The following is a 26,019-nucleotide window of genomic DNA, read 5'->3' as shown; positions in this document are numbered from 1 at the left end:
GATAAATCCCAAAAATGTCACTTCAATATATAAAAGTACCTCACAAGGAATAATGCTGCGGAATTGAGGTCCTATAACAATCCTCCAGTAATCTCTCCAAGTCCGAAGCCTTGTAGAGAATCTTTCCTGCAAACTGCGTGTAGGGAATAATCTTTCTGTCTCGATAGTCTTGCAAGGTGCGAGGGCTTATATACAGCCGCTCGCACACCTCCTTTCCCGTTAGGAAATGCTCACCGCCAAATAGAGGCTTGTGCGTCTGTGCCACTTCCTTAATTCTCCTGTTCACACTGTGGATAGCGGACAGCACCACCTGCATCTCGTCCGCATCCATGCTTAAATCTCTAACTGTTTCCATCTTTTCATTGTTTATTTGTTGTTCTTGGTTTTCTCTGACTTTATCTGTAACAACCGTTCCACGTCTTCACGCTTGTAATAGCACTTGTGTCCGATTTGTGTAAACGGAAGCATGCCCGTATCACGGTAATGCTGCAAGGTGCGCTTGCTGATGTTGAGTAACCGACACACATCTCCGTTGTGCAGCCAATCAGTGTGCTTACTCGATTCTCCAAATGCCTTGTGGCAGGTCTGGGCAAGAACGACAATTTCGTCCCTCAGCATTGCCCATTGCTTGTCGGTAATGATAAAATATCCCATAGCGTTATATTGTTTTGTTTATATTTTCCTTTTGCGATTTGCTTTCCATCGCATGTTTCTGCGTGCAAAAGTATGCGCTTCTTTCCATTCCACAAAGCGGCAAGGAACAGCAGGGAAGAATAGGGAAACAGAAGGAAATGAGGTTATCTTTCTTACTCTTCTTCCGGTCCTTATCTTCCTTTTTTCTACGTTTGTTTTAGTCAAAGCAATACAGTGCTGATTGAAGCAAACAGGTACAGACATTTCCTATTACTTTTCTACACTTGTGCGCTTGTTCTTGGCTTAAATCCTTATTTTCCTGCTGTTTCCTGAAAGAATTCCGTAAGAAATCTATTGCCAATGAGCGCAACATTATGCAAGCACTCTCCGAATGCTTGGAACATTGACATTCTCGCCGTAACTTCATTCTAGGAAACCAAAACGGATAAACAATGAAAAATGAAGCAGATAAAAGCAGAATGAAAACAACTGGCAATTCTACCGAACGCAGGGGAAACACCTCCAAGAACAGCGAGATAGAAACCTATCTCCGGACGCACTATGCGTTCAGGTACAACACCGTGCTGGGCAGAACAGAATACCGTAGCTATAAAGATGCAGGCAGTCGTTTCACAAAAGTAGGTCGCTATGAAATCAACTCTCTCCGTAGGAAACTTGACTTCGACGTGGGTATCGTTACATCGTCCGACAACCTCTATTCCATCATTGAAAGCAGCTTTTCACCACGCATCAATCCCATACAGGAATACTTCAAGGCTTTGCCAACGGTTGATGCTTCGGAAGTACTGCGCAAGATAGAGATAGGTCAAGGCGCAATCGCCAATCTCGCTTCGTGTGTTACCGTCCGCAACGCTGAAAAATGGCTGCCGTACCTCACCAAGTGGCTCGTGGCAGTGGTTGCCAACACCATGGACGACCGAGAGTGTCGTAACCACACCTGCCTTGTACTGACAGGAGAACAGGGAAAGTTCAAGACAACGTTCCTTGACCTGCTCTGTCCTTCTGCCCTTCACGGTTACAGTTACACGGGTAAGATATATCCTCAGGAGAAGGACACGCTCACCTATATCGGGCAGAACCTCATCGTAAACATTGACGACCAGCTCAAAGCCCTCAACAAGCGGGACGAGAATGAACTGAAGAACCTTATCACCTGCCCGATGGTCAAATACCGTATGCCCTACGACAAGTATGTGGAGGAACATCCACACCTGGCGAGCTTCGTGGCTTCGGTGAACGGCAACGATTTCCTGACTGATCCCACGGGCAGCCGACGATTCCTGCCCTTTGAGGTGCTATCCATTGATATAGAACGAGCAAAGGCTATTTCTATGGATGCCGTCTATACCGAAGCCAAAGTCCTGCTAAACTCAGGCTTCCGATATTGGTTTGACGATGATGAGATAGTGGAGTTATACAAAGAGAGCGAGGAATTTCAGGTGCAGACCGCAGAAATGGAACTCCTGCTACGTTGCTTTGAGAAGCCTGCGGAGGATAGTCCCCACTGCTCCTATATGACCACAACGGAGATACTTACCTACTTAGGTACCTATACACATCATCCATTGTCCTTAAAACACATGGGCGAAGCCTTGAAAAGGACAGGCTTTGAGAAAGTGAGCAGGAGGCGTGACGGTGGCAGTCCCATCTATGTGTACAAAGTAAGGAAGATACTACCCTGTCCCCTGCTTGGTAGTTGTAGTAGCCTGATGTAGTAGGGCGTGTAGTATTGCTGTGCACTACAAATTATCACTGATTATCAATAACTTACAACATATTAGTATGTAGTAAGAAGAAAGATAAAAAAGTTTGGAAGGGAAAAACTTTGGAAAAGATAATCAAGGAAGTAGAGTCCTGTCGAACAGAATATTTTGAGATAAGAAAGAAATGTTCAACCAATAAATATCGCAATAATGAAAGAAGATTTATCACTCATCAAGCGATACCCCATCGTGGAGTATCTTGAAAGGAAAGGCATCAAGCCTGTACGCAGGACACCAGCCTATGCCCTTTATCGCTCACCGCTTAGGGAGGAAACGCATCCGAGCTTCAAGGTGGACACGGAGAAGAACCTCTGGATAGATTATGCCGAGGGACGTGGCGGAAGCATCATCGACCTCTGTATGCGCATGGAGCGATGCAGCCTGTCGGAAGCCATCCGCCTTTTGGGGCGGAACGCTCCCGATACAACGTGCAGTCCTCGTATGGTATGTGTACATGGCACTTCCAATCAGGAAAGTATTGGACAGGCTACATCGGCAAACGGGACAAGGAGACTGACAGGCATATCAGACACCTTGCCGCCACATTTGCAGGACTACCTCATGAAAGAACGCTACATTGATTTGGCAAAGGCAAAGCCATTCCTCAAATGTATCAGCTATGAGGTAAGGGGGCAGCATTATCAAGCCATCGGCTTCGCCAATCAGTCGGGTGGCTATGAGCTTCGGGACAGCGGCTCGTTCAAGGGAACGATTGCCCCGAAGGACATTACCCCTATATTCATGGATAGGTCGAGAAATAAGGTGACTGACAAAATACAACCGGTCTGTGTGTTCGAGGGCTTCATGGACTTCCTTTCTTTCCTTTCAATGAAAGAAGAAGTAACGAGTGCCTGTCTTGTGCTGAACTCCGTAAGCAACGTTGCAAGGGCTATCCGCTATCTGAACGACAGACACCTAACCCATATCCGTGCCTTCCTTGACAATGACGATGCTGGACGGAAAGCAACCAATGATTTCATCAGGGCAGGTTTCAAGGTGGAGGATATGTCCGTGCATTACGGACGGTTCAAAGACCTCAACGAGTACCATATCCACAGGGTGCGTGGACAGCAGAAAAGACAATCACTGAATACATTACAACCGCAAACCAATTCTATCAAGACAAAACAAGTTAAATATAAAATGAGATAAAGACAATGGAAAAGAAGAAAACAACAGACGAGGAGCATGACCTCTTATATTACCTGGGTGGTAACGAAGAAGATACTTCTTCAAAGACAACTGAACAAAAAGACATACTTATCCCTAAATGGGAAGAGGTCAGGAAGCAGGAAAAAAGAGCACCTATAAACCAGTCGGGTATTCCATCGGAGAACTCGGAACATGAGCAGCATGTTGTATCATCACAGGATGCAGTGCCATCACAGCACACAGAGAACACAGCCGTTCAAAGACGCATCAGCGCCAAGATGAGAAAGGAAACGCTTGAAGCCTACAAGCAAGCCTATCTTGTTCCAACCAAATTGATAGGCCGAAAGGCGGTCTATCTGAGCAGGGAGACACAGGAGCGGGCGGACTTCATCGTGCGCAGATTGGGCGACAGGGGCAGCAACCTTTCAAGTTTTGTGGAGAACATCGTGCGCCTTCATCTGGAGGAATATGGTGAGGATATAGAGAAATGGAGAAGATTGTAAACCGACAGAAAGGGACGAGGGGGATAAGAGGAGGAACATCTCTTTCATTTTCACTTCTCCCTCAACCCTTTTTCGGGAGTATGAAAACGGACATTTGTCAAGCATACTGAACGGTGGGAATGCCACGAACGCAGTCAGACACGGAATGCCGTGCATTCACTTTTTGGCAACAAAACGCCTTATGCGTAAACGGTCTGTTAGGGTAGCATTGCAAGACGTCAGTTTGTACCCACAAACTGCGCTTGCTCCCCTCGATAAACAGCCGGGGAGATTAGACCGTAATCACTCCGTTCTCATCGGTCATCATTCAGAAATTAAGCAGCAATGAATCATCTATAATGATTAACTTTCGGAGAAATTTATATGAATAAATACAGAAGAAAAGCTACCCAATGGCAGCAGAAGGACAATGAAGAAAAGCAGATGAACAAGACGGAGTTCATCAAGGTTAGGTGTACTTTGGAGGAGAAGCAGCGCATCAAGGCAAAGGCAGAAAGCACAGGGCGGAAGTTCTCCGAGTACTGCCGTGAGATTCTTTTGAATGGTGAAGTGGTAGCCGTTCCCAAGATGACCGACAATGAAAAGGAAGCCATTGCCGTACTCCACCGAACGGGAATGTACTACGCACAGGTTTCCAACCTCATCAGGATAAAGGACGAGTCATGGGTGCCGATAACCAAGAACCTTTCGATATGTGCCAAAGAAGCATTTAAGCGTTTTTTCGACCCTCACTTCCGCATTGGTGACGATATATATAAGGTCTTAAATCTGCCGAGATATGATAGGAAAGTGTAAGGCGATAGCACACGGAAGTACTGCATTGGACTATATCTTCAGAGAGGGCAAGCTGGGTAATCGGCTTGCCTTCCATAACCTTTGTAGCAGAGAATCAAAGGCTATTTACGAGGAAATGAAGGTAGTCGGCGACTACAATACCCGATGCAGGAACAAGTTCCTGCGCATTGAAATCGGCATCGCACCACAGGACGAGAAGAAACTATCAGTTTCTGAACTTGCCCAAATAGCCCATCTGTTTGCCAAGAAAATGGGACTTGACAACCATCAGTGGGTGGCAGTAACGCACAAGGATACAGACAACAGGCATATCCACATCATCGCCAACCGCATCAGTCTGTACGGTGAGGTATATGATACCACTTTTGTGAGCAACAGGGCAGCAAGGGTGGCGGAGGACATTAGCAGGGAGAAAGGCTTGACCATCGCAAAGGAGGTCAAGGCGGAGAGAAAACACCAAAAGGCAAAAGTCAATCCCACAAGGGAGGAAGCAAAGAAAGAACTGCAAGGGATATGCTATAGCCTGCTTGATAAATACAAAGGTACAGGCATCACGGGACATTCCATGTTCCTCTATGAGTTGAACAAGCAAGGAGTAACCATAGAACGCATGAAAAACAAGCAGGGCAAGGTATATGGCTTGAAGTTCTCATACAGAGGACAATCTTTCAAGGCATCGGAAGTAGGCAGAGAGTTTGGCTACCGTTCTTTGCAAAAGAACTTCGAGGCAGGTAAGAAAGCCGATACGAATATATCTGACCAAGTAATACGCAAATCGTCAAAGCATACAGATACTAAGGATGCTGGCTATCAACTCGTACCCCCAAGCCGTTCATACAGTCCACCACCAACTAAGGAAACGCCAAAAATCGCACAAACTATAAGAGATATGGCAGATGCAGCCATCAGCACAGCCGATGATTTGGTGGAGGGAGTAGGCGGAATGATTACGCCAACTACACATGGCGATGACTATGCCGAGACCGCATGGCAGCGCAAGCTCAGAAACCAAGCTAACAGAAAGAAGAAGCGAGGGAGAGGATTATAGCAACTCCAACAGCAACAATCCAAAATGCAGATATGTGAATATTTCTTTGAAAACGCTTGTTATTCGGTAACAAAGTATTATCTTTGCAAACAGAATAACAAGCGTTCTTTGTTAGGCAGAAAACAGCGACACCAAGTAGTTCGCTCGTTTCCAAATCGTTACCTATTCAGTTTGACAAACAAGCTAACTTTTTTATTTCCAATAAGTTGTATTTTAGATATTATCTTGCGCTGCAACTGTGGCCCTTTTAGTTTCCAACTGTGGCTCTTTCGCAAGCCCGAGGGGCCCAAATGGCAAATCGGAGGGGCTTTCGCAGGGTTCCAAGTCCCGTGTTCCAATCTGGTTGGAGAGTTTTCGTGGAAGTGTTTTTGTAAAGGTTGTTCGTCATCAAGAGACACTTCCTGCCGGCTTCTCAGGAACGGTCGGGGCATCAACGGTTTCCCGAACACGGGAAAGGGACGCACTCGGAGCTCTCTCCTCATGCGTCCCATGCTTGTTATTACCGTCTTTTGTTACTTGGATTATTGCTTCATGTCAAACCCTAAACGCACACCGTCGTAGTTTTTGCTGATTTCGCCGATAGAAGCTATCGTGGTGTTGCCGCTCATGGCCGAGAGGGTTTGGATGAGCGTGAGTAGTTTTTTCGATTCAAAAAGTATGCTGATGCCCGAACCGTTGCGCTTGGCATAGCCGGTGAGGTTGAGCAGTAGTCCTTGCAGGCGCAACTGTGAGGTGGCGGTGTCGAAGGTGTAGGTGCCGCTCCAACTCTTACCGTCGAGTTTGGCCGCGAAGGTTCCGTCGCTTTCAAATTGGATATAGGTGTTGGAACGAGTGAACCCTAATTTCTTGTATTGCACCTCGAGTTTTTTCTCCACTTCGGTCGCAGCCACTTCGCCACCGGCCTTGGCCAAAGCACTCTGCGAGGTGAAAGCACAACCGGGTCCGTCGTAGCGCCAAATGCCCAGGAGTTGTTTGGAGGTCAGCTTGTCCAGTCCGATGACCGAAGAGAGCACGTTGCCGATGGTCTCGCCGTCGGTGGCGGCCCCCAATATGCCTCCGAGCACGCTGCCCGTAGACAAAGTTGTCGATGTGGCTTGAGACGAAGTGTCTCCCATTGTTCCCATTCCTCCACAACCAGACAGCAGCAGGGCCGCGCCCGCAATCATCAGTGTTATCTTCTTCATTGTGATGTTTCGTTTAAAGCAAGTTCTCTTTAAAATTTAATTTCCGTGCGCAAAGGTCGGCTTTTTCTTCCAATCGTAAAAGGGGAAAATCCTATTTCGCAGGAGGAAATCCCTATCGGGGACATGAAACTGCCTTCTTGGAGACCTCTGGCGAGGCCGCGGGATGGGGAGAAAAAGCCCGCATTACACCACAACGGAGTTGACATAGGTCAAAAAACGACCGGCAATGACACCGTTTTTCGCCCGAAAAGATGGCCGAAAGGAGAGAAAAACATACCTTTGCAGCTCAAACCAATATTTAGTAAGGATAACATGATGGATAAAAGTTTGATTCAAGTAAATGCCAAAATCGGCGACCAGACGGCCAGCCGTTGCCGGCAAATGCTGAAAGAACGCCGTGAAGCTTTGGCTTCGAAAGGCAAGAGAAAGTAAAGTTGTTGCCGTCCGAAAGGGCTGACAACATGAGACCGACAGCTGTTTTAAGCACCATACACACATCGGGAGCGTCCTGCAAGGGGTGCTCCCGATGTCTTTATGAAGTAACGAAAGGCAAGAAGACAGGAAGCAAGTAGATAAAACGAAAAAAGAAATAAAAACAACAACGCGTTTACTGTCAAATGAAGATATTTTCCTATCTTTGCAGAAGATAGGATTTTGAGCTAAAACCATCATCAAATATGAAACACTTAGTAATTCGCCATTTTGGTCCAATAAAAGAGGCGGACATGGATTTAAGACGTGTCAATATCATTATTGGGCCACAGAGTTCCGGAAAGAGCACCATACTGAAGATTGCATGTTTCTGCGACTGGATGGAAAGGCAGATAGAACTAACTCAAAATCCTGATAAATACTGCGACTCAAACTTCTTCATCGAAAATCTTATAGGTTTTCACAAGTTGGAAGGCTATCTGCAACAGGAGACTTATATCAGATATGAAAATGATGCCGTTTCCTTTGATTATTCAGAGAAGAACAAGAAATGTACCTTCAAATGGAACGAGGCGAAGCGTTGGAAATACAAGCGGACCAAGATTGCCTATATCCCGGCTGAGAGAAATCTTGTGGCTGCAATACCAAACTGGTATCAAGTGAACATGAATAAGGATAACATTCTTGATTTCATGAAAGAGTGGGAATTTGCCCGCAAGGCATTCCTAAAAGGAGAACAGATACTTGATTTACCTGTCAAATACGAATATAATGCGTATAATCAAGGAGATCGCATAAAGCTGGAAAATGGAAAGGAACTTGATCTGACAGTCGCATCGAGTGGGCTTCAAGCCTTGACTCCTCTATATGTGATGCTTCGCTATCTAACTTCGGAATATTATAAGGAAGCTCATACCAACGTTGAACAAGACATGCTCAGACAAAACTTGCATGAAGTTGTGGCAAAGGAATGTGCCGGTCTGACCAAGGGAGAACAGCAGAATATCATCGACACGATTCTCACCCCCCACCACACAGACTTGTTCGTTGAAGAACCTGAAGCGCACATTTTTCCTTCTACACAGAAAAGTTTTGTGTATTCACTTGTAGAAATGCTTAATGGAAATGTGCAACATACATGTTTCCTCGCAACTCACAGTCCATATATCCTAACGGCATTCAACAATATCATTTTGGCGGGTGAGACGATGGCAATGTCTAAAGAGAAGGCAGATAAAGTTTCTGTGATAATGCCCAAACGCCAAACACTATGCTATGATGAAGTTGCAGCCTTTGAGATGTCGAACGGGAGAAACCATTCTATCATGGACGAAGACTTCCGTTTGATTTCCGCTGACGCCATTGATGCAGCCTCGCAAGAAATAAGTAACGACTTTGACTATCTGTTGAATATATGAGAAACGTGCCGGACAGCTGTGTGAGGAAAACAACAGACTCCATTATAAAGTTTCAGAAACTACGAAGCATTATCAGATTTCACAATTCTCAAAGGAGTTTATACAAAAAGGTAAAAGTAGACGGGGGTGCTTTACATGAGGGTGCGAAGTGTGACAACATGCTTTGCTCTGCCGATGAACATGAAGAAAGATATATAGAACTGAAAGGGTCTGACATTCCACATGCAATCGTACAACTTCGTACAACCATCCTTAAACTTGGCGAACATGATGGCAATCGTCACTCGTATGTTGTATGCACAAAGGTTGCTCCGCGAATTACGACTGCCATACAAAAAGCAAAAGTCGAGTTTCGGAAAAGGCTGAAGTCAGACCTTCAAATTAAGGAAACTCCGTTGGATGTACAACTGTAAAAATATGGTGTGCCAACAAGTCTCCGCATAAAACTTCGAGATACACTGCATGGCAAGGAGAGACTAATAATCTTCAGAAACGGCGGGCTTCATTTTCCGGCTTTTTTATCTACCTTTGCAGAACACTATGCATCATCGCGACCAACAAATACTCCGCTTGGCGTTGCCGTCGATTGTTTCCAACATCACGGTGCCGCTATTGGGACTTGTCGATGTGGCTATTGTAGGCCACATAGGCGATGCCCGGTATATCAGTGCCATAGCCGTAGGCACGACGATATTCAACGTGCTCTACTGGGTGTTCGGCTTCCTGCGCATGGGCACCGGGGGCATGACATCGCAAGCCTACGGCCGCAGGGAGCTCGACGAGGTGGTGCGCATCCTCTTGCGCACGCTCTCCATCGGCTTCGGCATCGGGCTGCTATTCGTGCTCTTGCAACGCCCCGTCATCAGCCTGGGGCTGTGGGCCATGCAGCCCGACGACTCCATGCTCGGCCTCTGCCGGCTCTACTGCAACATCTGTATATGGGGGGCTCCCGCCATGCTGAGTCTGTATGGGCTGACGGGATGGTTCGTGGGCATGCAGAACACACGCCTGCCGATGGTGGTTTCCATCTCGCAAAACATCATCAACATCGTGACCAGCCTCACGCTGGTGCTCGGTTTCCGGATGGACATAGCCGGTGTGGCAGCCGGAACGGTCATCGCCCAGTGGGGCGGACTGCTTATAGCCGTCTCACTGCTGTGGCGGCACTACGGCCGGTTGCGCATCCACGCCCGCTTGCAAGGGCTGTTCAATCGCGAAGCACTTGTCCGTTTCTTCGTTGTCAACCGCGACATATTCCTGCGCACACTCTTTCTCGTGGCCGTGTTTCTCTCGTTCACGGCAGCCGGTTCGCGACAGGGGGTGCTTATTCTGGCCGTCAACACACTGCTCATGCAGCTCTTCACGATATTCTCTTACTTCAGCGACGGGTTCGCCTACGCCGGAGAGGCACTTTGCGGCCGTTACCACGGGGCGGGCAACCGGCAGGCCTTCCACGAGACGGTAAGGAGACTCTTCGTGCTGGGGAGCATCGTCACGGTAGCTTTCACCTTATTATATATAAGTGGGGGACACGCTTTCCTGCACCTGCTCACGAGCGATGAGACGGTCGTGGAGGCCGCGGGAGCCTACTTCCCGTGGGCAGTGGCCATACCGGCGGCAGGCATGGCCGCCTTCATCTTCGACGGCATCTTCGTGGGCATCACCCACACCAAGGGGCTGCTGCTGTCATCGGTGATGGCTGCTGTGTGTTTCTTCGCCGTCTACATGGGCCTGAAAACAACAATGGCCAACCACGCGTTGTGGCTGGCCTTCATCGTTTATCTTTTCGCAAGGGGTGTTGTGGAAGCGGTCATCTACCTTAAACGAGCCTGATGCTCATGGGACTCACCTCGATGAGCCGGCGGCGATAGAGATCGCCCACAGCACGCTTGAACACCTTTTTGCTCACGTGGAAACGCGCATAGATGTCATCGGCCTCGCTCTTGTCGCCAAGGTCGCACGTGCCGTCGTTGTCCTTGAGATACTGATAGAGCGTTTCGGCAAAGTCGGTCGTCTGCTTCCGGCCCACAGGTTGCAGGGCCACATCAATCTTCCCGTCGGGGCGCACTTGGCTAATGTAGCCTTTCATGCGGTCGCCCGCATGCACATATTGAAATATCTGGTCTTTATAGAGCAGGCCGGCAAAGCGGTTGTCCACAATCACCTTGAAGCCGCGGTCGGTCTTCTTCCACACAAGCAGCTCCACTTCATCACCGGGGCGATAGGGCGGACGAGAGGTGTCGAGAAACTTGTCAACCTTGGCTGAAGCCATGATGCGGTAACTCTCTTCGTCGATGTGGACATACACGACATGGCTGTCGCCTATCACCATCTTTCGTTTCATCTCGTGGAAAGGACAAAAGAGGTCTTTCATCAGTCCCCAACCAAGGAAAGCTCCGTATTCATTCACCCATTTCACTTCCAGATAGGCAAAGTCTCCCACCTTGGCCAGCGGTTTCTCGGTGGTGGCGATGGGGCGTTCGTCTTGGTCGAGATAGATGAAACACTCCACCTCGTCGCCCGGCTGCAACCCTTCGGGCACATAGCGCTGGGGCATGAGGATGTCTCCCTCGCGGCCTCCGTCGAGATACATGCCGAACACCTCGCCATAGCCTTCGCGGCGGGCAACTTCTTTCACACGCAACCGATTGTATTCGCCAAGTCTCGGTTGGCGTGGGTCGTTATACTGATTTTCTTTTTCCATTATCTTCTCTTTGTTTAAATGATTATCCGGCATTTTCCTTTCCTTCTGTTACCGGGCTTTCTTCTGCCGGGGACGGCGTGCTTGGAGCCGGCTCAGCACCGGCAGACCGTTCAGGATGGGCAGCACCCAAGGAATCTCCAACCACCTGCCCGTCTTTCAGATGTATGGTTCGGTCGGTGATGGCAGCAAGTCCCTCGTCGTGGGTCACGATGACAAACGTCTGGCCGAACTTGTCGCGCAGGTCGAAGAAAAGGCGGTGGAGCTCGTCCTTGTTCTTGGAATCGAGACTGCCCGAAGGTTCGTCGGCCAGTATGACGGACGGATTGTTTACCAGCGCACGGGCCACGGCCACACGCTGCTTTTCGCCTCCCGACAGTTGGGCGGGCTTGTGGGAAGCACGGTCGGCAAGCCCCATAAAGTCAAGAAGTTCAGTTGCCCTCCGCTTGGCCTCTCCCCTACTCCGACCCGCGATAAACGCCGGAATCATCACGTTTTCAAGTGCTGAGAACTCGGGCAGGAGCTGATGGAACTGAAAAACAAAACCGAGATGCAGATTGCGGAAGTCACTCAACTTTCCCGTTGACAACTTACCGACATCCACACCGTCTACCACGACCTGCCCACTGTCGGGCCGGTCGAGTGTACCGATGATTTGCAAAAGTGTGGTTTTACCCGCCCCACTGGGGCCGATGATGCTCACCACCTCTCCTTGGTCTATACGCAAGTCAATGCCTTTGAGCACCTGCAACGAGCCGAAGCTCTTGGTTATACCTTTGATGTCTATCATTTGATGTCTATCATTTGATGTGATTTTTGTTACTTAATAGAGATGCTCGGACTCTTATTCCTGCCACTCCTGTCACCGCCAACCGTTTTTTCCGGCGACCTTTGACGCAGATTTCAACGCCGCCAATGGCGCTTTACCCACGAACTGAGCAACTCGTAGGCACTTACTTCCTCCTGATGCTGGGGCTCCGCAAAGGTCATGGAGTCGGGTGCTTCACCATACTGATCGGGGAAAATGATGAGCAAGTTCATACCCGAAAAGTGGTGTGTCAGCTCATCGGGCAGCCGGTCGAGAGCCGTCTTGTAAGACACCGTACCCTTTCTCGCCGCCACCACCACGAAGAGATGGTCGGAAGCTATGGTGGAAGCCAGGCGCGGAAGTTCGTTCCAATGCTCCATGAGAGCATAGTCGGCTCTCACGGCAGGATGCCGGTTTTGCACAAACTCGTTGATAAGGGCCAACGACTCCTTACGTCCATGAAACTGCACACGGCACTCCAGATTGCCGGCCAGACGCGACAGGCGTTCGAGCCAGCGATAGAATCCCGGTTCAAACTCGGCCCGTGAGGGCACAGCCACCTGTATGCGGCGGATGGTATTGAGCGGCTGGCGGAGGCGGGCCATAATTATCTGGCGGCGTAAACCATTAAAAAGGCTTTGATGGAACTCTCCCCAGAACTTGGTTGAGACCTCCTTGTGCATGTGCATACCGATGATGATTTCGGATGCCTGAAACTCGCTGAAGGCATGTTTAATGCCATTGGCGATATTGGCGGCAATGCGCACTTGGGTCTGCATCCTTACGTCAGTACCCGCAGCAAGCTGCATACAATGGTCAAGAAGGCGGCGGCCCTGCTCTTGGTTGTAGCGCATGTCCTTGTCGTCATAGACCACATTGAGCCCTATAAGTCCGCGATTGAGCTTAGGATTGCGCATGAGCATGGCCAGACTCATGAGCAGGTCGGCATATTCGGGATACTTCACCGGCACGAGAATCTTCTCATCGTCGGCCTGCCGGCCGTCATCTGCGGGCAGCGTGTTGTCGCGCAGGATGATTTTACGGGCCGACCAGTCGGTCATCATCGACGAGATGATGCACGTACAGAGTATCATGCACACCACGCCGTTGAGCATGTCATCGTCCACAAGATACCTCCCCGGAGCCACCACCAGCCTCATTCCCACCAGCACCATGGCAATGCTGCCGGCGGCGTGGGCCGAAGTGAGACCGAACATCATGTGTCCCGACGACACGGGCAGACGGAATCCCAGACAAGCCCCGTAGGCGGCAAGGGCCTTGCCGAGCGTGCCGAAGAGCACGATGCAGAACACCACCCACAAGATGTGGCCTCCACTGAAGAGCAGCCCCACATTGATAATCATCCCCACACCGATGAGGAAATAGGGGATGAACAGTGCGTTGCCGATAAACTCAATGCGATTCATCAGTGGCGACACATGGGGAATGTAGCGATTGAGGATGAGGCCGGCGAGGAAGGCGCCGAAGATTCCCTCCACACCGGCTATGTCGGAAAGGGCGGCACTCATGAAAAGAATGGCCATGACGAAGATAAACTGCATCACCGCATCGCTGTAGCGGCGCAGAAACCAGCGCGTCAGCCGGGGGATGAGCCATATCATCGCGGCACAATAGAGGACGAAACGCAAAGCAAACCACACCCAAAAGGCAGCCCCACCCGAGTTCTGATGGGAGGCCACAAGGCCTGCCAGCACGAGCAGGGCCATGAGCAGAGAGAGCATACTCGACCCCACACTGAGGGTCACACTGGGCTTGCGCTGCAACCCGTAGCGCGTGACGATGGGGTAGGCTATGAGCGTGTTGGAAGCCATGATGCACCCCAACAGCAGCGAAGCCGAACCGGAATAGCCGAGTAGGCAGGTGCCCATGAAATAGGTGAGGATGAAGGGGATGGAGAAAGTCAACAGACCGAAAGCGAGCATACGATACTTATTGCGCTTCACGCCCTGCATGTCCATCTCCAGAGCGGCCAAAAACATGATGTAATAGAGGCCCACACGCCCGAAAAGTTCAAACGAGGAGTCGCGCTTGAGTATGTTCAGTCCATACTGCCCCACGAGCACTCCGGCCAGCACCATGCCTATGATGTGGGGGATGCGCAACTTACCCATGATGATCGGCGCAAAGAGGATGATGATCAACACCACAAAAAAGATGAGCGTCGGGTCGGTGATGGGGAAATAATGCGAGATATACAACATAGCGGGCTTGGTGGACGGATCGTTCTATATAGAATATGTGCAAAGTTAATGCAAATCGTCTGAATATCAAAATCTTTTGTCCGCTTTTTGTCACCACACTCGCCATAAAGTCGCCTGTGGAGGCGTCCAAAACACCGATATTGCATCAAAGCAAAAGAAAAAACATCGATTTATTGTCTTTTATAGCGCAAAAAGTTGTAATTTTGCAACCGACATACTTTATTTCATTAAACAAAATCCGATTATGAAAGTAGCGATTGTTGGCGCAAGTGGCGCCGTGGGACAAGAGTTCCTGCGCATTCTCGCCGAGAGAAATTTCCCGATGGACAAACTGGTGTTGTTTGGCAGCGAGCGTAGTGCCGGCCGAAAATACACCTTCAAGGGAAAAGACCATGAAGTGAAACTCTTGCAGCATAACGATGATTTCAAGGATATCGACATTGCATTTGTCTCTGCCGGCGGCAGCACATCCAAAGATTTTGCCGAAACCATCACCAAGCACGGGACTGTGATGATAGACAATTCGAGTGCCTTCCGCATGGATGAAGACGTGCCCTTGGTGGTGCCGGAGGTGAACGCGGCCGATGCACTCAACCGCCCGCGCGGCATCATCGCCAACCCCAACTGCACCACAATCATGATGGTAGTGGTGCTGGAACCCATCAACAAGCTGAGCCCCATCAGAAAAGTGCATGTCTCGTCCTACCAGAGTGCGAGCGGTGCCGGAGCCGTGGCCATGGCCGAACTGCAACAGCAGTATAAAGAGATCGTGGAGACGGGAGAGGTGAAGACCATCAAGAAGTTCCCGCACCAACTGGCCTACAACGTGATACCGCAAATTGACTCGATGACCGAGACCGACTACACAAAGGAGGAGATGAAGATGTTCAACGAGACGCGCAAAATCATGCACAGCGATGTGCGCACAAGTGCCACCTGCGTGCGCGTGTCCTCGCTCCGCAGCCACTCCGAGAGCGTGTGGTTTGAGACCGAGCAGCCGCTCAGCGTGGCCCGGATACGCCAAGCACTGGAGGCAGCTCCCGGGGTGAAACTCGTCGACGACCCGCAAAACTATGTCTATCCCATGCCGTTGGAAAGTGCAGGCCACGACGATGTGTATGTGGGCCGCGTGCGCAAAGACCTTGCCGATGACAATGGCAACACGCTGTGGCTCACGGGCGACCAGATACGCAAAGGCGCAGCACTCAATGCCGTGCAGATAGCCGAATATCTGATCAAGGTGGGCGACATAAAGTAAATGGGCTCCGTTTTTGTCAGCATCTTTTATGCGACATTTGCAAAAAGCCACAAAATATCGTATCTTTGCATAAGCAAGGGAAGCGCATAGGCGTTTCCCTTTTTTTGATTACCCACCTACTTACAGTCCCCCACCCCCCTAAAAGGGGCTATTCAGGCCTGAATGGCCTTGCGAAAGGGGCTCTTCGAGCTTCTCATTCGGCCCGACCGAGCTTCCAAGTGTGGCCGTTTTGCAAGATCGTTTGGGCCGGATGTCAAAGAGAAGTCGCTTTTCCGGGAAAATCGTCTCAGCCGAATGGCAACCTCATCGGAATCCTCCAAAGCGAGGAGTAAAGCTTTTTCACGACCTCACTATACTTTTAACTTAGCGTAAAAAAGTTGATTTAGGGATATGCCTATGCTCAAATAGGCAAAATCCGTAGGTGGTTCACAAACTTTTGCCTAACTTTGCCAGCGTGGAGACTATGCGGAACATGCTTTCCGCCTGTCTGCACGTCCGGTATCATTGAGCTCCTCCTGTCCGTCAACCTTCTCCGAAGACGGCGAACGGATGGAGGCCTCATACCCGAAAACAACGTTTCACACTTTAAAAGACAAAAAATATGAAAAAGTTACTATTCCTTTCACTGGCCGTTATCGCCTCCATTCTGCCGGCCTCGGCACAGTATTATCCCGACGGCCGCCCCATTCCGCCCCGCCATCGCCACCACTCCGGCAGCAATTACACCATGGGTACATATCCCGAACAGGACATCTACTACGGGTTCCGCATAGGACTGGGGGTGAGCACCGTGAGCTCCGACTCGCCGCAACTCGACGGCAACAGTGCCAAGTCGGGCCTCAACGTAGGAGCCATTGTGGGCAAACGGCTCACCACTGCTGCCCCACTCTACTTCGAGACGGGCCTCTTCTACACCGAGAAAGGCGGCAAGAGCAACTACGGTTCGGGCAAGTTCACTTACGGCCTGAACTATCTTGAAGTGCCATTGGTGGTGAAATACAAGTTCTTTCCTGCCGACAACGTGAGTATCGAGCCCTACGGTGGTGGCTATCTGGCCTGCGGCGTAGGCGGTAAAATCAAGGACTACGGCAAGCGTGCGGCCTTCAGCAGCTTTGAAGACGGCTACTTCAACCGCTTCGACGGTGGTCTGAAAATAGGTTGCGACGTGAGTTTCCAGATGCTCACCATAGGCATTGGCTACGACATAGGTCTCGCCAATGTGGGCCAAGACGTTTTCGACGACACTCGCACGGGCTGCTTCAACCTCAATGTGGGTGTGACATTCTAAGCGACTATAGGTGCTGCTTCTTCATTCATATAGCCACGCCTCTTCCCACACAAACGCCTCACCCACCGACACAACATAGAAAGGTGACTGTACCGAAGTTCAATACATCGGTACAGCCACCATCCTTTTGCTTAAAATATGAATGCGAAGATTTGGATTTATGGAATTATTCGTATATTTTTGAGCCAACAACAACCCATCACGCAGAGGGTCGAGCAGACCAGGTGTTGTGATTTGCTTGAAAATTTGTACCTTTGTGGTAGCAACAACAACAAGGAGAAGTACACCGTCCGTGAGATGATGTTGTGATTTGCTTGAAAATTTGTACCTTTGTGGTAGCAACAACAACTGTATCTGACAAATCGCAGGTTGCTTTTTGGTTGTGATTTGCTTGAAAATTTGTACCTTTGGTGGTAGCAACAACAACAGGCCGGAGGCCGCATGGGGAGTATCTACTGTTGTGATTTGCTTGAAAATTTGTACCTTTGTGGTAGCAACAACAACCACTATGGGCAGGACGACAAGGCTAACTATGTTGTGATTTGCTTGAAAATTTGTACCTTTGTGGTAGCAACAACAACTCGGTTATCTTCCGCAACGGGGCGCACCTGTTGTGATTTGCTTGAAAATTTGTACCTTTGTGGTAGCAACAACAACGCCGACTATTTTCTGAAATCGTATATTTCAGTTGTGATTTGCTTGAAAATTTGTACCTTTGTGGTAGCAACAACAACGCTTCCGGCTTTCATTCTGCCTGATGGGGAGTTGTGATTTGCTTGAAAATTTGTACCTTTGTGGTAGCAACAACAACATGTGTAGGAATAGCCTGGCCGCACTTCGAGTTGTGATTTGCTTGAAAATTTGTACCTTTGTGGTAGCAACAACAACCACGGACACTCCACACTCGGCGGCCGGAAAGTTGTGATTTGCTTGAAAATTTGTACCTTTGTGGTAGCAACAACAACAATTTTTGGACACAAGGCGGTTGCTGTGGTGTTGTGATTTGCTTGAAAATTTGTACCTTTGTGGTAGCAACAACAACAGAATACGATCTCACTATAGAGGTCTTCCAGTTGTGATTTGCTTGAAAATTTGTACCTTTGTGGTAGCAACAACAACCGCGCACGGGCAACAGTAGTATACTCCAAGTTGTGATTTGCTTGAAAATTTGTACCTTTGTGGTAGCAACAACAACTCGATATCTATAATTCACTGAATTACAAATAGATACTTTGTTATTGCAAGAAAAATAAAATGACACCGCAAAGCAAAATCCCATTCGCAACGAATGGGATTTTCGCTTTCTATACAATACGTTCAGAATAGTTCCAGCTGTTGGAAAGGAGCATTAGGAAGGGTAGGCCTTTCCCCATAAAATAACTGTATGTTGGCAAATTGCTTGTCTGTAATACACAAAATTCCGACCTTTCCAAACTTCGGAAGATTATTGCGGATACGCTTGATATGCACTTCAGCATTCTCCATACTAGCGCAATGGCGCACGTAAATGGAAAACTGGAACATCGTGAATCCATCTTTAATCAGCACCTTACGGAAATCGATATAGGCCTTTTTCTCTTTCTTTGTATCCGTAGGCAAGTCAAAGAATACAAGAATCCACATAATTCTATATTCACTAAATCTGTCAAAACCAGACATAACAGGTTACATTTCGGGATAGCTAATATGCCGCACCTCTCCTGAAAAGCATTTAGCAAGTGAGGATGTTGTCTGCTGAGCAGCTATCATCAACGGACTACGCTTGCCATTCACGACCACATCCAACATCGAGATACCCAAAAGTTGTATTTTCTGTTCTTTGGTTATTTCGGACATATCAGATGTACGATGATAATACCAATTACCAACTGATCAACATATGGTCTGTATGGTTCCATAATATCATCAGCAAGACAATAAGCATTGTAGCGGTTATGATGGTGGATCCCTAAAGTCGGCAACAAACCACTCCCCACCAATGATCTTGCTATGACGGCACGCAAAATGGCATAACCGTAATTTAACAAGTTGTTGGGTGGCATTCCTTCCCGTTCACGCACAAATGAGGGAAGTGCAGGAAAGAGATTACGCCAATAATAAGCCGCGGCCCTTGCCTCCAAATTGTCAGGATCACCGCTACGCACTTCATTGGCCCAAACTTTCATGCAATTAGTTTCTTTGCCAGTGCTGGTTCTGAGTACATGCGCTTGATTAAGTATTTTCTGTTTTATGGTCTGTTGCCAGAGTTGTTTACGCAAAGGGAGGGAAGCATCCAACTGTAAACGAAACCGCTCATTTTGCGTTTTATTACCACATAAAGGGAGAAGCAAGCCAATAGGCATACCATTCTGTCCACAAGTGATAACGGCACAATTATTTTCCAACAAAGCCTCTAAGACACCTGATGTGACGGTGATACGTCGGTTGTCAAGTACGACCACCCCGATGTCTTCTATCGGGATGGTGCGCTCGGCATCTCTTTTCATCAGATCTGGTAAAGCTTCGTCTTTTTCCACTTCGGGCAAATGCAACACTAATTGAGCATCTCGCAAGCTCAGATAAATTGGATTGCTAAAGCAAAGTGTCTTTTTGATCATGGTGTAGAATTATTTTATAACTTTTAGAATATTCCCCAGACGGTCTATTTCAAGTTTCCAACAGACAGCTTTAATCATTTCACCCGTAAGAGCCCTTCCTATTTTATTCTTTGCCTCAAATTCCACCTTCCGATGTTCAAGTTAGAAGTACAATTTGTTAAAAGTGTTAATTGCGCGTTTGGACAATAGACTTTAAAACATTGATAATCAGTAGGTATTGAAGTCCTAAAACTTCAAGAAAAACACAACTGTTGATGCACAAAAAATAGAGGGAAAGAAGAGATTCTGACCCGTTTAACACTTTTGCATCAACAATATGGGAAAGCAATTAGATTCCAAACAGCGGCAAGAAATTGCCAAGCTCCTTCAAGAGGGGAAGAATTTCAGGGAAATTGCTGAAGTTCTAAAGGTTGACCGTACCACGATATTGCGAGAGATTAACCGCAATGTCGGAGACAACGGCGTGTATGATCCTGAATTAGCCGAAACCAAGAGACGAAGGCGAAAAAAACTCCAATCCGTATCTCCCGGTGCTGTTGCGCAACTTCCTCCCAATGTCCGGGAAGAAGTTGAGAAGGTATTGGCTTTTGAGACTCCGACTGTCAAGCGAAGGCAATTAATCGTGGATAAGTACATAAACGAATATGGCCCGATAATAGAGAAAAAACTTATTTCTCCAATGGCAGCCATGCGTGTGCTTGCAAACGAGTTCTACATGAGTGTAAGTACAGTGTACTATCTTTTGAAAAGGGAGGGTATCTACCGAGATAGAACCAACCCTGTCTGTATGCCTTCTCCTAAAGGATAACCTTTAAAAGCGGATTTTCATGTATTACATCATAAAAGAAGTCCATGTGCGCAAGAAACCACTATGGTTGGTTGACTTGCTCTTTCAGATAACCCCATCCTTGTATCGGGAGAAAGGGTCAAAGGAAACGGTTATTGGTAAATTCAACACCATTCTCTCTCTCATCTTAGATGCCCGGGTAAGGTGGCATCATGGTAAATCCTTGTTATCATCTATTCAAACCATCACCCACGATGAGACATGTATTTGGATCAAAGGAAACCGAGGCTCAAAGTTTCTTTCCTTTCGAATAGAATCAGACAATTGACTTTTAAAAGAACAGCAGTATGGAAATAGATAACAGTAGAAAGACAATTACAACATTTGTCCTCGTAGATCCAACCGGTAAGATCTTTGACGATTTCGAGAACATCAATGAGAATACAGAAGTAAGGGCGATAGCCATTGAACCCCAAAATAGCTGACCTATGGGAGATTACAAATGGATTTGTCTTATCAGAAAGTTCTATAATTGTTCTTTCTATAATGACAGCAACGCCGTGCAAATGTTCCTGCACATTTTTTTGAATGCTCAAAGGGAGGATAAGCCTTACTTTGACAAAATTACGATGAGGGGGCAGTTTCGCACCTCAATTAAAGACATCATGGGTTTTTTGGAGATAAGCCGTAAATCCGCCCGACGTTCTTTAGATAAGCTGAAGGCGGCAGGCATTATCCATGTTGCCTCTCTAAGACGTAACGGTGTTCTCATTACCGTTCGTGAATTTTCAAAGTTCCTGGCTTTGGAAAATGTGAGAGGTGGCTGGGTGAAGCTGTATTACGACCTTGACTTCCAAGATTTCTTTGTGAACGCACAGGTTCTTCATATTTATCTCCATTTACTTCTTCATACTTACTCGGAGAGTGAAAACTATGAGGATCCGCTATGGTTTGACATGAAGAAGATCAGTGCTTCGACCGGCATTCCTGTAGAAGGCATTAAAGAGGCCCTCCAGAAGCTACGCAAGCTGGGCATCCTGAATATTGGTTATAACGGTCAGAAGAAACTTTCTTCCGTTCGTTTGATAGAGTTCCCCGATTATGTCAAGGACACCTGTCCGGTAACATCAATAGGTCCCTCTGCCAGTCATGTCACATCAGTCGAAAGTTTCTCTGATTTGGAAAACTCCTCATCTAATGGAGCTGCCATTATAAGTTTCGAAGACGGGGGGATAAAAACTGAACAAAAGGAGCCAAAAGAAGGGCCAAAAGATGCCCAACAAAATTCTGTACGAAACAGTTACGAAATGTCTACCAAGTCTTTTGTAAATGACAGAAATACAGCTACTTACAAACCCAAAGGTCAAAAAGAGGGCCAAAAGAGGGAACAAAACCGTCCAAAAGTTGAAGCCACCAAAATGCTACCAAACAGTCATGGGGGCGGCTACGCGCGTGATCCTATTATAAAAGAGAATAGAGATAAGAGAATAGAGAATCTTCATTATTATAATTATTCGTCCGCGCGAAAATTTTCGTCAATTGAAGAATTGGTCTGTGATGACGAATGGGTGCGCTCGATGCAGCTGCTTTATGGCTTCCCGGATAAGGAAACGCTCTATAATGCCCTGACTTTGTTCTTGGCGAACTTGCAGTGTCGCAAAGAAGAAGTTCCAAAAGGACTGGAGGGGTTCCTTGACTATTTCTGTAACTGGTATAAACGAAATGAAAAGAAGCTGCTGCATAAACTGAAGGCGCAAACACCGTCTAAAGACTATGCAAAAGTTCTTTGGGACAAGTGTATGTCTGCCTTTGCCAAGATTGTAAGCGAACGTGCTTTTGCATCGGTTTTCCAACAAGTCTCTTTTGAGTCCTTCGACAATGTGGCCAAGACGCTGACACTTGTTCTTCCGAATAAGCGAATATTTGAGATATTGGAAGCTGATTACCTTGATACTGTTAGAACGGTGTTACACAAGTTTTTCGGTACAGGGTTACGGCTTCAATACCGCATTGCATAGGGTCAGAACTACAAACCATTTAAGATTGAATTACGCTTATGAATGAAGCTCAAAGAATATTACAGATGACCGATGGGGGCTTGGCTGTGTTCATTCACTACCTTGGTGAAAAGTGCCTTGCCCGGACTTTCCGTAACCCTTTCAGGGAGGACAGCCGCCCGTCATGCCATCTGTATGCCAACAGAGGCGGATATGGCAACGGCCAATACTACCTCCAAGACTTCGGAGACAGCAGCTTCTGTGGCAACTGCTTTACGATAGTGGGAAGGCTGTGTAATATCAACCCAAAAACCAACTTTCGCGAAGTGCTTCAAGTGATAGACAGAGACCTTGGGCTTGGCATTTTTGATGAACAACGAAGTGAGCACAATGTGTTGATGAAAAGAAAAGCCACACCCTCACAGAAGTACAAATGTTCTTCCATAGCGAGTTTTGAGGTTGTGACACAGCCTTTCATGCCATGGGAGGAAGAGTATTGGGGGCAATATGGCATTGGACTTTCAACGCTGGAACGTTACAACGTAAAGAGCATCAGCAGTTGTACATTCAAGAAATCGTCCGGTGGAAACTTTGCCGTTTACGGTTCAAAGGCTATTCCGACCTACGGATATTTCTTCGATGACGGACGTAGGCTGAAGATTTACAGGCCTAAGGCAAAGACACGTTTCATGTATGCCGGTCACTTCCCAAAGCCCTATATCTTCGGGCGTGAGCAACTGCCTGAAGAAGGAGCACTCGTTTTCGTCACAGGTGGCGAGAAAGATGTCATGTCGCTGTCGGCGCATGGATTTCCGGCCTTGACATTTAACAGCGAGACGGCCAACATTCCCGAAGATGTAATGGATAAACTTTCCCAACGATTCCGTCGAATCATTTTTCTCTATGATACAGATGAAACCGGGCAAAGGGAATCTGCTTTGCGGATACAACAGTACGGCGAGAAATACAACGTTCAGAAACTTGACCTACCGCTGTCCGGAGAGAAATCGGAAAAGGACATCAGTGATTTCTTCCGTCTGGGGCACACCGCAGAAGAACTGCAAGCAATGATAGAAAAGCTATAATTATCGAAAAATGAAATTAGGAAAAATAAGTAAAACTATATTCAGGCACGCAGGAGGAAGCTCCGATAATATTCGGATCAGAACCTTGACAGATGCTGCCACGCCAAGTATAATGGGCATTGATGTTAAGGAGTTTCCGGAGGTTCATTCGGTCTCCTATCGTTTTCTCTCCAAGACCTATCACGGGGTGGGTGTCATAAACCAGAACAACGGGATAGAATTTGTTGGCCAAGACCTGACAGACTCCCCCATGACGTTGAATAGTTCCGGTGTGACTTTTCTTCCCATGGAGAAAGAGCACAGGAGCGACAAGTTGTGTATGTTCGCAGACATGATGGATTATTTGGCCTACCAGACCTTGCAGAAGAATGGCTTTGTCAGGCTGCCTTCAGACTGTGATTTCATGATTATGTCGGATGTAAGGAACTTCATCCACATCTCGGTCGAAGGAGATGACTATGATATGGTTTATCTCTACTTTCCCAATGATGTCATGGGCTGCACCATAACCAAGACGTTAAAGGATCGGTATGGCAAGCATGCCATTGAGTGTAATCCCCTGTACAAAGGTTATAACAACCTGTTGCAGTTCGTAAAAGCCATTGAGATCACCACAAACAGCAAATAGAGCCGTATGGTATATGTCATAATCATCCTTGTCCTGCTGATAGCTTTGGGGGCAGCTTTCTATTATGAAATCACCCATAGCTACGACGACGACAAGTTCAGGAAATGAAAGATAAAGGGATTGATGTAAGTGCATCCTTTCCAAGTATAAAACGCTAACAAGTAAAAGTATGATTAATTATGTTTTAAGTATTGAAACCGGAGTTACGGATCTCATCCGTACCCCCGAGTACTATCAGACAGACACTTTTGTGCAAAAGAAAGAAGAGCTCTTGGCTCTGATTTATCAAAAGAAGAAACTCAAGCCTTTTGCCAGCATGAAGCTCATAAGGAGTATCAGTTTCTTTATCAAGCGCTCCATCAGCCTTTGGCAATTACAAGGTCTTGCAAACAAGATAGAAACGATGTTCGGCCCATCTTGTTTTCAAATCTCCATCGACAGAGAGAACAACACCGTACACATGCTCTGTGGCTGGATAGACAAAGAGACTGGTGAGTGCATCGTGCTGAACCGTACAGAACAGAAGAGACTTTCCGTCCTGATCCTGGATTATTTGGACTTGCCACGTCCCCGGTGTGCCGACATGTGGTTGAGATACTTTCTGCTGAACAAATTTGACAATGACAATTCTGTCTTCAGCAGACAGATAGAGTTTCTTGAAAGGTCTGAATATGAGAGTTTAAGTTATCCGGTATTACGGGATAGTCTCAAATACGTGGAGATGGTATGTAAAGGATTACTGAAATAAAAAATACACTTATGAGATTTTTAAAGATTTATTTAGCCAGCAGCTGGCGGAACAAGCATTTCGAGAATTTATTGAACGCCCTACGGATTCAGGGTTACTATACCTATGACTTCAAGCATCCCGAGGACAATGAACTAAGCGGATTCAGTTGGGAGAAAGTCGATAAGGACTTCGAGAAGTGGACTTGTAGGGATTTCAAGGAAGGGCTTCACCATCCCGAGGCTGTTAAGGCATTTGAAAAAGACTTTCACGCCATGCAGGAAGCGGACTATTGTGTCCTCCTCTTACCGTGTGGCCGCTCTGCCCATTCTGAAGCCGGTTGGATGAAAGGGCAAGGCAAGAAAGTGTTTGTCCTTGATATGTCCGAGAAACCAACGCCCGAGCTGATGTACCAGATGTTTGATGCGTATGTGACGAGACCGATTGATTTGGTAGAACACATTGAAGCAGCATTCCATAAGGACAATATGCTACTTAAAGAAAATTTCAGCACACATGGACAGAGTGACAAAGAGACGGACTAACCTCTTGTATAATTTAAGAAAGAAAGGAGTCAGATGTTTGACCAAGGAGCGTATGATTTTCTTTCCCTATGGAGAGGACCCCAATGAAGTCAGGCAAATTGTCTGTTTATGCAACGAGTATCATTTCCATGTACAATTGGAACTTCAATAGCACATTTAATATTAAAAGTATACACAGAATGAAAAAGATAAAGGATTTAACCGTAACAGTAACCTATACTGTTGGTTTGCATGACGTAGAAGTCAGCGAAAAGGTTTATGATGATCTAAACGCCTTGGCAGATAAAGGGCGTGTAAACTGTGATCTTATGAATTTGGACGAGCAAGTATGTACTGGTTTCGAGTGGCTTTCTGATCATATTCACGAAAGTGACGCTTGTGATTGGAATTATGAAGTTGATATGGAATAATCTTAAATGTGGCCAAT

The 26,019-nt window shown here is 47.4% G+C and carries 25 protein-coding genes, 1 pseudogene and 1 CRISPR repeat array; of the genes and pseudogenes, 18 read left to right on the top strand and 8 right to left on the bottom strand.

Annotated elements, in window-relative coordinates:
* Window positions 1–40: 40 nt before the first annotated feature.
* Complete coding sequence (locus tag HMPREF6485_RS06185; protein WP_004345453.1) at window positions 41–355, bottom strand: helix-turn-helix domain-containing protein; 315 nt, start codon at window positions 353–355, stop codon at window positions 41–43.
* A gap of 11 nt (window positions 356–366) precedes the next feature.
* The gene (locus HMPREF6485_RS06180; protein ID WP_004345452.1) at window positions 367–654 is read right to left on the bottom strand and encodes a helix-turn-helix domain-containing protein; all 288 of its coding nucleotides are present in this window, start codon (window positions 652–654) and stop codon (window positions 367–369) included.
* Between the two features lie 431 nt (window positions 655–1,085).
* Between HMPREF6485_RS06180 and HMPREF6485_RS06175 the strand changes: the two genes are divergently transcribed.
* The 5 genes from HMPREF6485_RS06175 to HMPREF6485_RS06155 all read left to right on the top strand — a co-directional run bounded on the left by HMPREF6485_RS06175 (window position 1,086) and on the right by HMPREF6485_RS06155 (window position 5,915).
* The gene (locus tag HMPREF6485_RS06175; protein ID WP_004345450.1) at window positions 1,086–2,369 is read left to right on the top strand and encodes a VapE domain-containing protein; all 1,284 of its coding nucleotides are present in this window, start codon (window positions 1,086–1,088) and stop codon (window positions 2,367–2,369) included.
* 198 nt (window positions 2,370–2,567) lie between these two features.
* A complete protein-coding gene (locus HMPREF6485_RS06170; RefSeq protein WP_004345449.1) occupies window positions 2,568–3,569 on the top strand; it encodes a toprim domain-containing protein in 1,002 nt (333 codons plus the stop codon).
* A 5-nt stretch (window positions 3,570–3,574) separates the two neighbouring features.
* Window positions 3,575–4,072 (top strand): DUF3408 domain-containing protein, encoded by a 498-nt coding sequence (locus HMPREF6485_RS06165; protein ID WP_004345448.1) that lies wholly within the window; start codon window positions 3,575–3,577, stop codon window positions 4,070–4,072.
* Between the two features lie 363 nt (window positions 4,073–4,435).
* Entirely contained in the window at window positions 4,436–4,867 is a 432-nt protein-coding gene (locus HMPREF6485_RS06160) for a plasmid mobilization protein (protein ID WP_004345447.1), read from the top strand.
* Window positions 4,851–5,915, top strand: coding sequence for a relaxase/mobilization nuclease domain-containing protein (locus tag HMPREF6485_RS06155; protein ID WP_004345446.1), 1,065 nt, complete (start codon window positions 4,851–4,853; stop codon window positions 5,913–5,915). The genes HMPREF6485_RS06160 and HMPREF6485_RS06155 overlap by 17 nt, the downstream gene beginning before the upstream one ends.
* Window positions 5,916–6,436: 521 nt before the next feature.
* Here the strand turns inward: HMPREF6485_RS06155 and HMPREF6485_RS06150 are convergent.
* Window positions 6,437–7,099, bottom strand: coding sequence for a DUF4923 family protein (locus HMPREF6485_RS06150; RefSeq protein ID WP_004345443.1), 663 nt, complete (start codon window positions 7,097–7,099; stop codon window positions 6,437–6,439).
* Between the two features lie 123 nt (window positions 7,100–7,222).
* On the opposite strand from HMPREF6485_RS06150, the gene HMPREF6485_RS06145 reads away from it, so the two are divergent.
* The 3 genes from HMPREF6485_RS06145 (at window position 7,223) to HMPREF6485_RS06130 (ending at window position 10,782) form a co-directional block, all read left to right on the top strand.
* The gene (locus HMPREF6485_RS06145) at window positions 7,223–7,531 is read left to right on the top strand and encodes a hypothetical protein (RefSeq protein WP_155814393.1); all 309 of its coding nucleotides are present in this window, start codon (window positions 7,223–7,225) and stop codon (window positions 7,529–7,531) included.
* 245 nt (window positions 7,532–7,776) lie between these two features.
* Complete coding sequence (locus HMPREF6485_RS06140) at window positions 7,777–8,949, top strand: AAA family ATPase (protein WP_004345440.1); 1,173 nt, start codon at window positions 7,777–7,779, stop codon at window positions 8,947–8,949.
* 540 nt (window positions 8,950–9,489) lie between these two features.
* The gene (locus HMPREF6485_RS06130; protein ID WP_004345438.1) at window positions 9,490–10,782 is read left to right on the top strand and encodes an MATE family efflux transporter; all 1,293 of its coding nucleotides are present in this window, start codon (window positions 9,490–9,492) and stop codon (window positions 10,780–10,782) included.
* On the opposite strand, the gene HMPREF6485_RS06125 is transcribed toward HMPREF6485_RS06130, so the two are convergent.
* The 3 genes from HMPREF6485_RS06125 to HMPREF6485_RS06115 all read right to left on the bottom strand — a co-directional run bounded on the left by HMPREF6485_RS06125 (window position 10,769) and on the right by HMPREF6485_RS06115 (window position 14,680).
* Window positions 10,769–11,653, bottom strand: a complete 885-nt coding sequence (locus tag HMPREF6485_RS06125; protein WP_044125891.1) for a CvfB family protein — start codon at window positions 11,651–11,653, stop codon at window positions 10,769–10,771. The two genes, HMPREF6485_RS06130 and HMPREF6485_RS06125, sit on opposite strands and share 14 nt — an antisense overlap.
* Window positions 11,654–11,675: 22 nt before the next feature.
* A complete protein-coding gene (locus HMPREF6485_RS06120) occupies window positions 11,676–12,440 on the bottom strand; it encodes an ABC transporter ATP-binding protein (protein WP_004345435.1) in 765 nt (254 codons plus the stop codon).
* 113 nt (window positions 12,441–12,553) lie between these two features.
* Entirely contained in the window at window positions 12,554–14,680 is a 2,127-nt protein-coding gene (locus tag HMPREF6485_RS06115; protein ID WP_004345434.1) for a cation:proton antiporter, read from the bottom strand.
* Window positions 14,681–14,924: 244 nt separating this feature from the next.
* Here HMPREF6485_RS06115 and HMPREF6485_RS06110 point away from each other — a divergent pair, with 244 nt between their 5' ends.
* Together HMPREF6485_RS06110 and HMPREF6485_RS06105 are read left to right on the top strand one after the other, a co-directional pair.
* Window positions 14,925–15,938 carry an aspartate-semialdehyde dehydrogenase gene (locus HMPREF6485_RS06110; protein ID WP_004345432.1) on the top strand — a complete coding sequence of 338 codons (1,014 nt, stop codon included), beginning with the start codon at window positions 14,925–14,927 and terminating at the stop codon, window positions 15,936–15,938.
* 601 nt (window positions 15,939–16,539) lie between these two features.
* Window positions 16,540–17,226, top strand: a complete 687-nt coding sequence (locus tag HMPREF6485_RS06105) for a porin family protein (RefSeq protein WP_004345431.1) — start codon at window positions 16,540–16,542, stop codon at window positions 17,224–17,226.
* A gap of 301 nt (window positions 17,227–17,527) precedes the next feature.
* Window positions 17,528–18,421: a CRISPR direct-repeat array (repeat unit 48 nt; unit sequence TGTTGTGATTTGCTTGAAAATTTGTACCTTTGTGGTAGCAACAACAAC).
* 122 nt (window positions 18,422–18,543) lie between these two features.
* On the opposite strand, the gene cas2 is transcribed toward HMPREF6485_RS06105, so the two are convergent.
* Both cas2 and cas1 read right to left on the bottom strand, forming a co-directional pair.
* The gene (gene cas2, locus HMPREF6485_RS06100) at window positions 18,544–18,885 is read right to left on the bottom strand and encodes a CRISPR-associated endonuclease Cas2 (RefSeq protein WP_004345427.1); all 342 of its coding nucleotides are present in this window, start codon (window positions 18,883–18,885) and stop codon (window positions 18,544–18,546) included.
* A gap of 6 nt (window positions 18,886–18,891) precedes the next feature.
* Window positions 18,892–19,823, bottom strand: a pseudogene (cas1, locus tag HMPREF6485_RS06095) (type II CRISPR-associated endonuclease Cas1).
* Between the two features lie 316 nt (window positions 19,824–20,139).
* On the opposite strand from cas1, the gene HMPREF6485_RS06090 reads away from it, so the two are divergent.
* The 8 genes from HMPREF6485_RS06090 to HMPREF6485_RS06055 all read left to right on the top strand — a co-directional run bounded on the left by HMPREF6485_RS06090 (window position 20,140) and on the right by HMPREF6485_RS06055 (window position 26,002).
* A complete protein-coding gene (locus tag HMPREF6485_RS06090; protein WP_004345423.1) occupies window positions 20,140–20,631 on the top strand; it encodes a helix-turn-helix domain-containing protein in 492 nt (163 codons plus the stop codon).
* A gap of 326 nt (window positions 20,632–20,957) precedes the next feature.
* Window positions 20,958–21,095 carry a hypothetical protein gene (locus tag HMPREF6485_RS14155; RefSeq protein WP_004345419.1) on the top strand — a complete coding sequence of 46 codons (138 nt, stop codon included), beginning with the start codon at window positions 20,958–20,960 and terminating at the stop codon, window positions 21,093–21,095.
* A 3-nt stretch (window positions 21,096–21,098) separates the two neighbouring features.
* Window positions 21,099–22,628, top strand: a complete 1,530-nt coding sequence (locus HMPREF6485_RS06080; RefSeq protein WP_004345418.1) for a DUF7833 domain-containing protein — start codon at window positions 21,099–21,101, stop codon at window positions 22,626–22,628.
* A gap of 38 nt (window positions 22,629–22,666) precedes the next feature.
* Entirely contained in the window at window positions 22,667–23,692 is a 1,026-nt protein-coding gene (locus tag HMPREF6485_RS06075) for a toprim domain-containing protein (protein WP_004345416.1), read from the top strand.
* A 112-nt stretch (window positions 23,693–23,804) separates the two neighbouring features.
* A complete protein-coding gene (locus HMPREF6485_RS06070; protein ID WP_007410640.1) occupies window positions 23,805–24,320 on the top strand; it encodes a hypothetical protein in 516 nt (171 codons plus the stop codon).
* A 169-nt stretch (window positions 24,321–24,489) separates the two neighbouring features.
* Complete coding sequence (locus tag HMPREF6485_RS06065; protein ID WP_004345412.1) at window positions 24,490–25,068, top strand: hypothetical protein; 579 nt, start codon at window positions 24,490–24,492, stop codon at window positions 25,066–25,068.
* Window positions 25,069–25,079: 11 nt separating this feature from the next.
* Window positions 25,080–25,592, top strand: coding sequence for a hypothetical protein (locus HMPREF6485_RS06060; RefSeq protein ID WP_004345411.1), 513 nt, complete (start codon window positions 25,080–25,082; stop codon window positions 25,590–25,592).
* A 179-nt stretch (window positions 25,593–25,771) separates the two neighbouring features.
* The gene (locus HMPREF6485_RS06055) at window positions 25,772–26,002 is read left to right on the top strand and encodes a hypothetical protein (protein WP_234396551.1); all 231 of its coding nucleotides are present in this window, start codon (window positions 25,772–25,774) and stop codon (window positions 26,000–26,002) included.
* Window positions 26,003–26,019 lie beyond the last annotated feature (17 nt).

This window comes from Segatella buccae ATCC 33574 (assembly GCF_000184945.1).
In the GTDB taxonomy this organism is placed as follows: domain Bacteria; phylum Bacteroidota; class Bacteroidia; order Bacteroidales; family Bacteroidaceae; genus Prevotella; species Prevotella buccae.
Note: the sequence above shows the minus strand (reverse complement) of the source record. Positions and strands in the feature narration are given on the sequence as shown.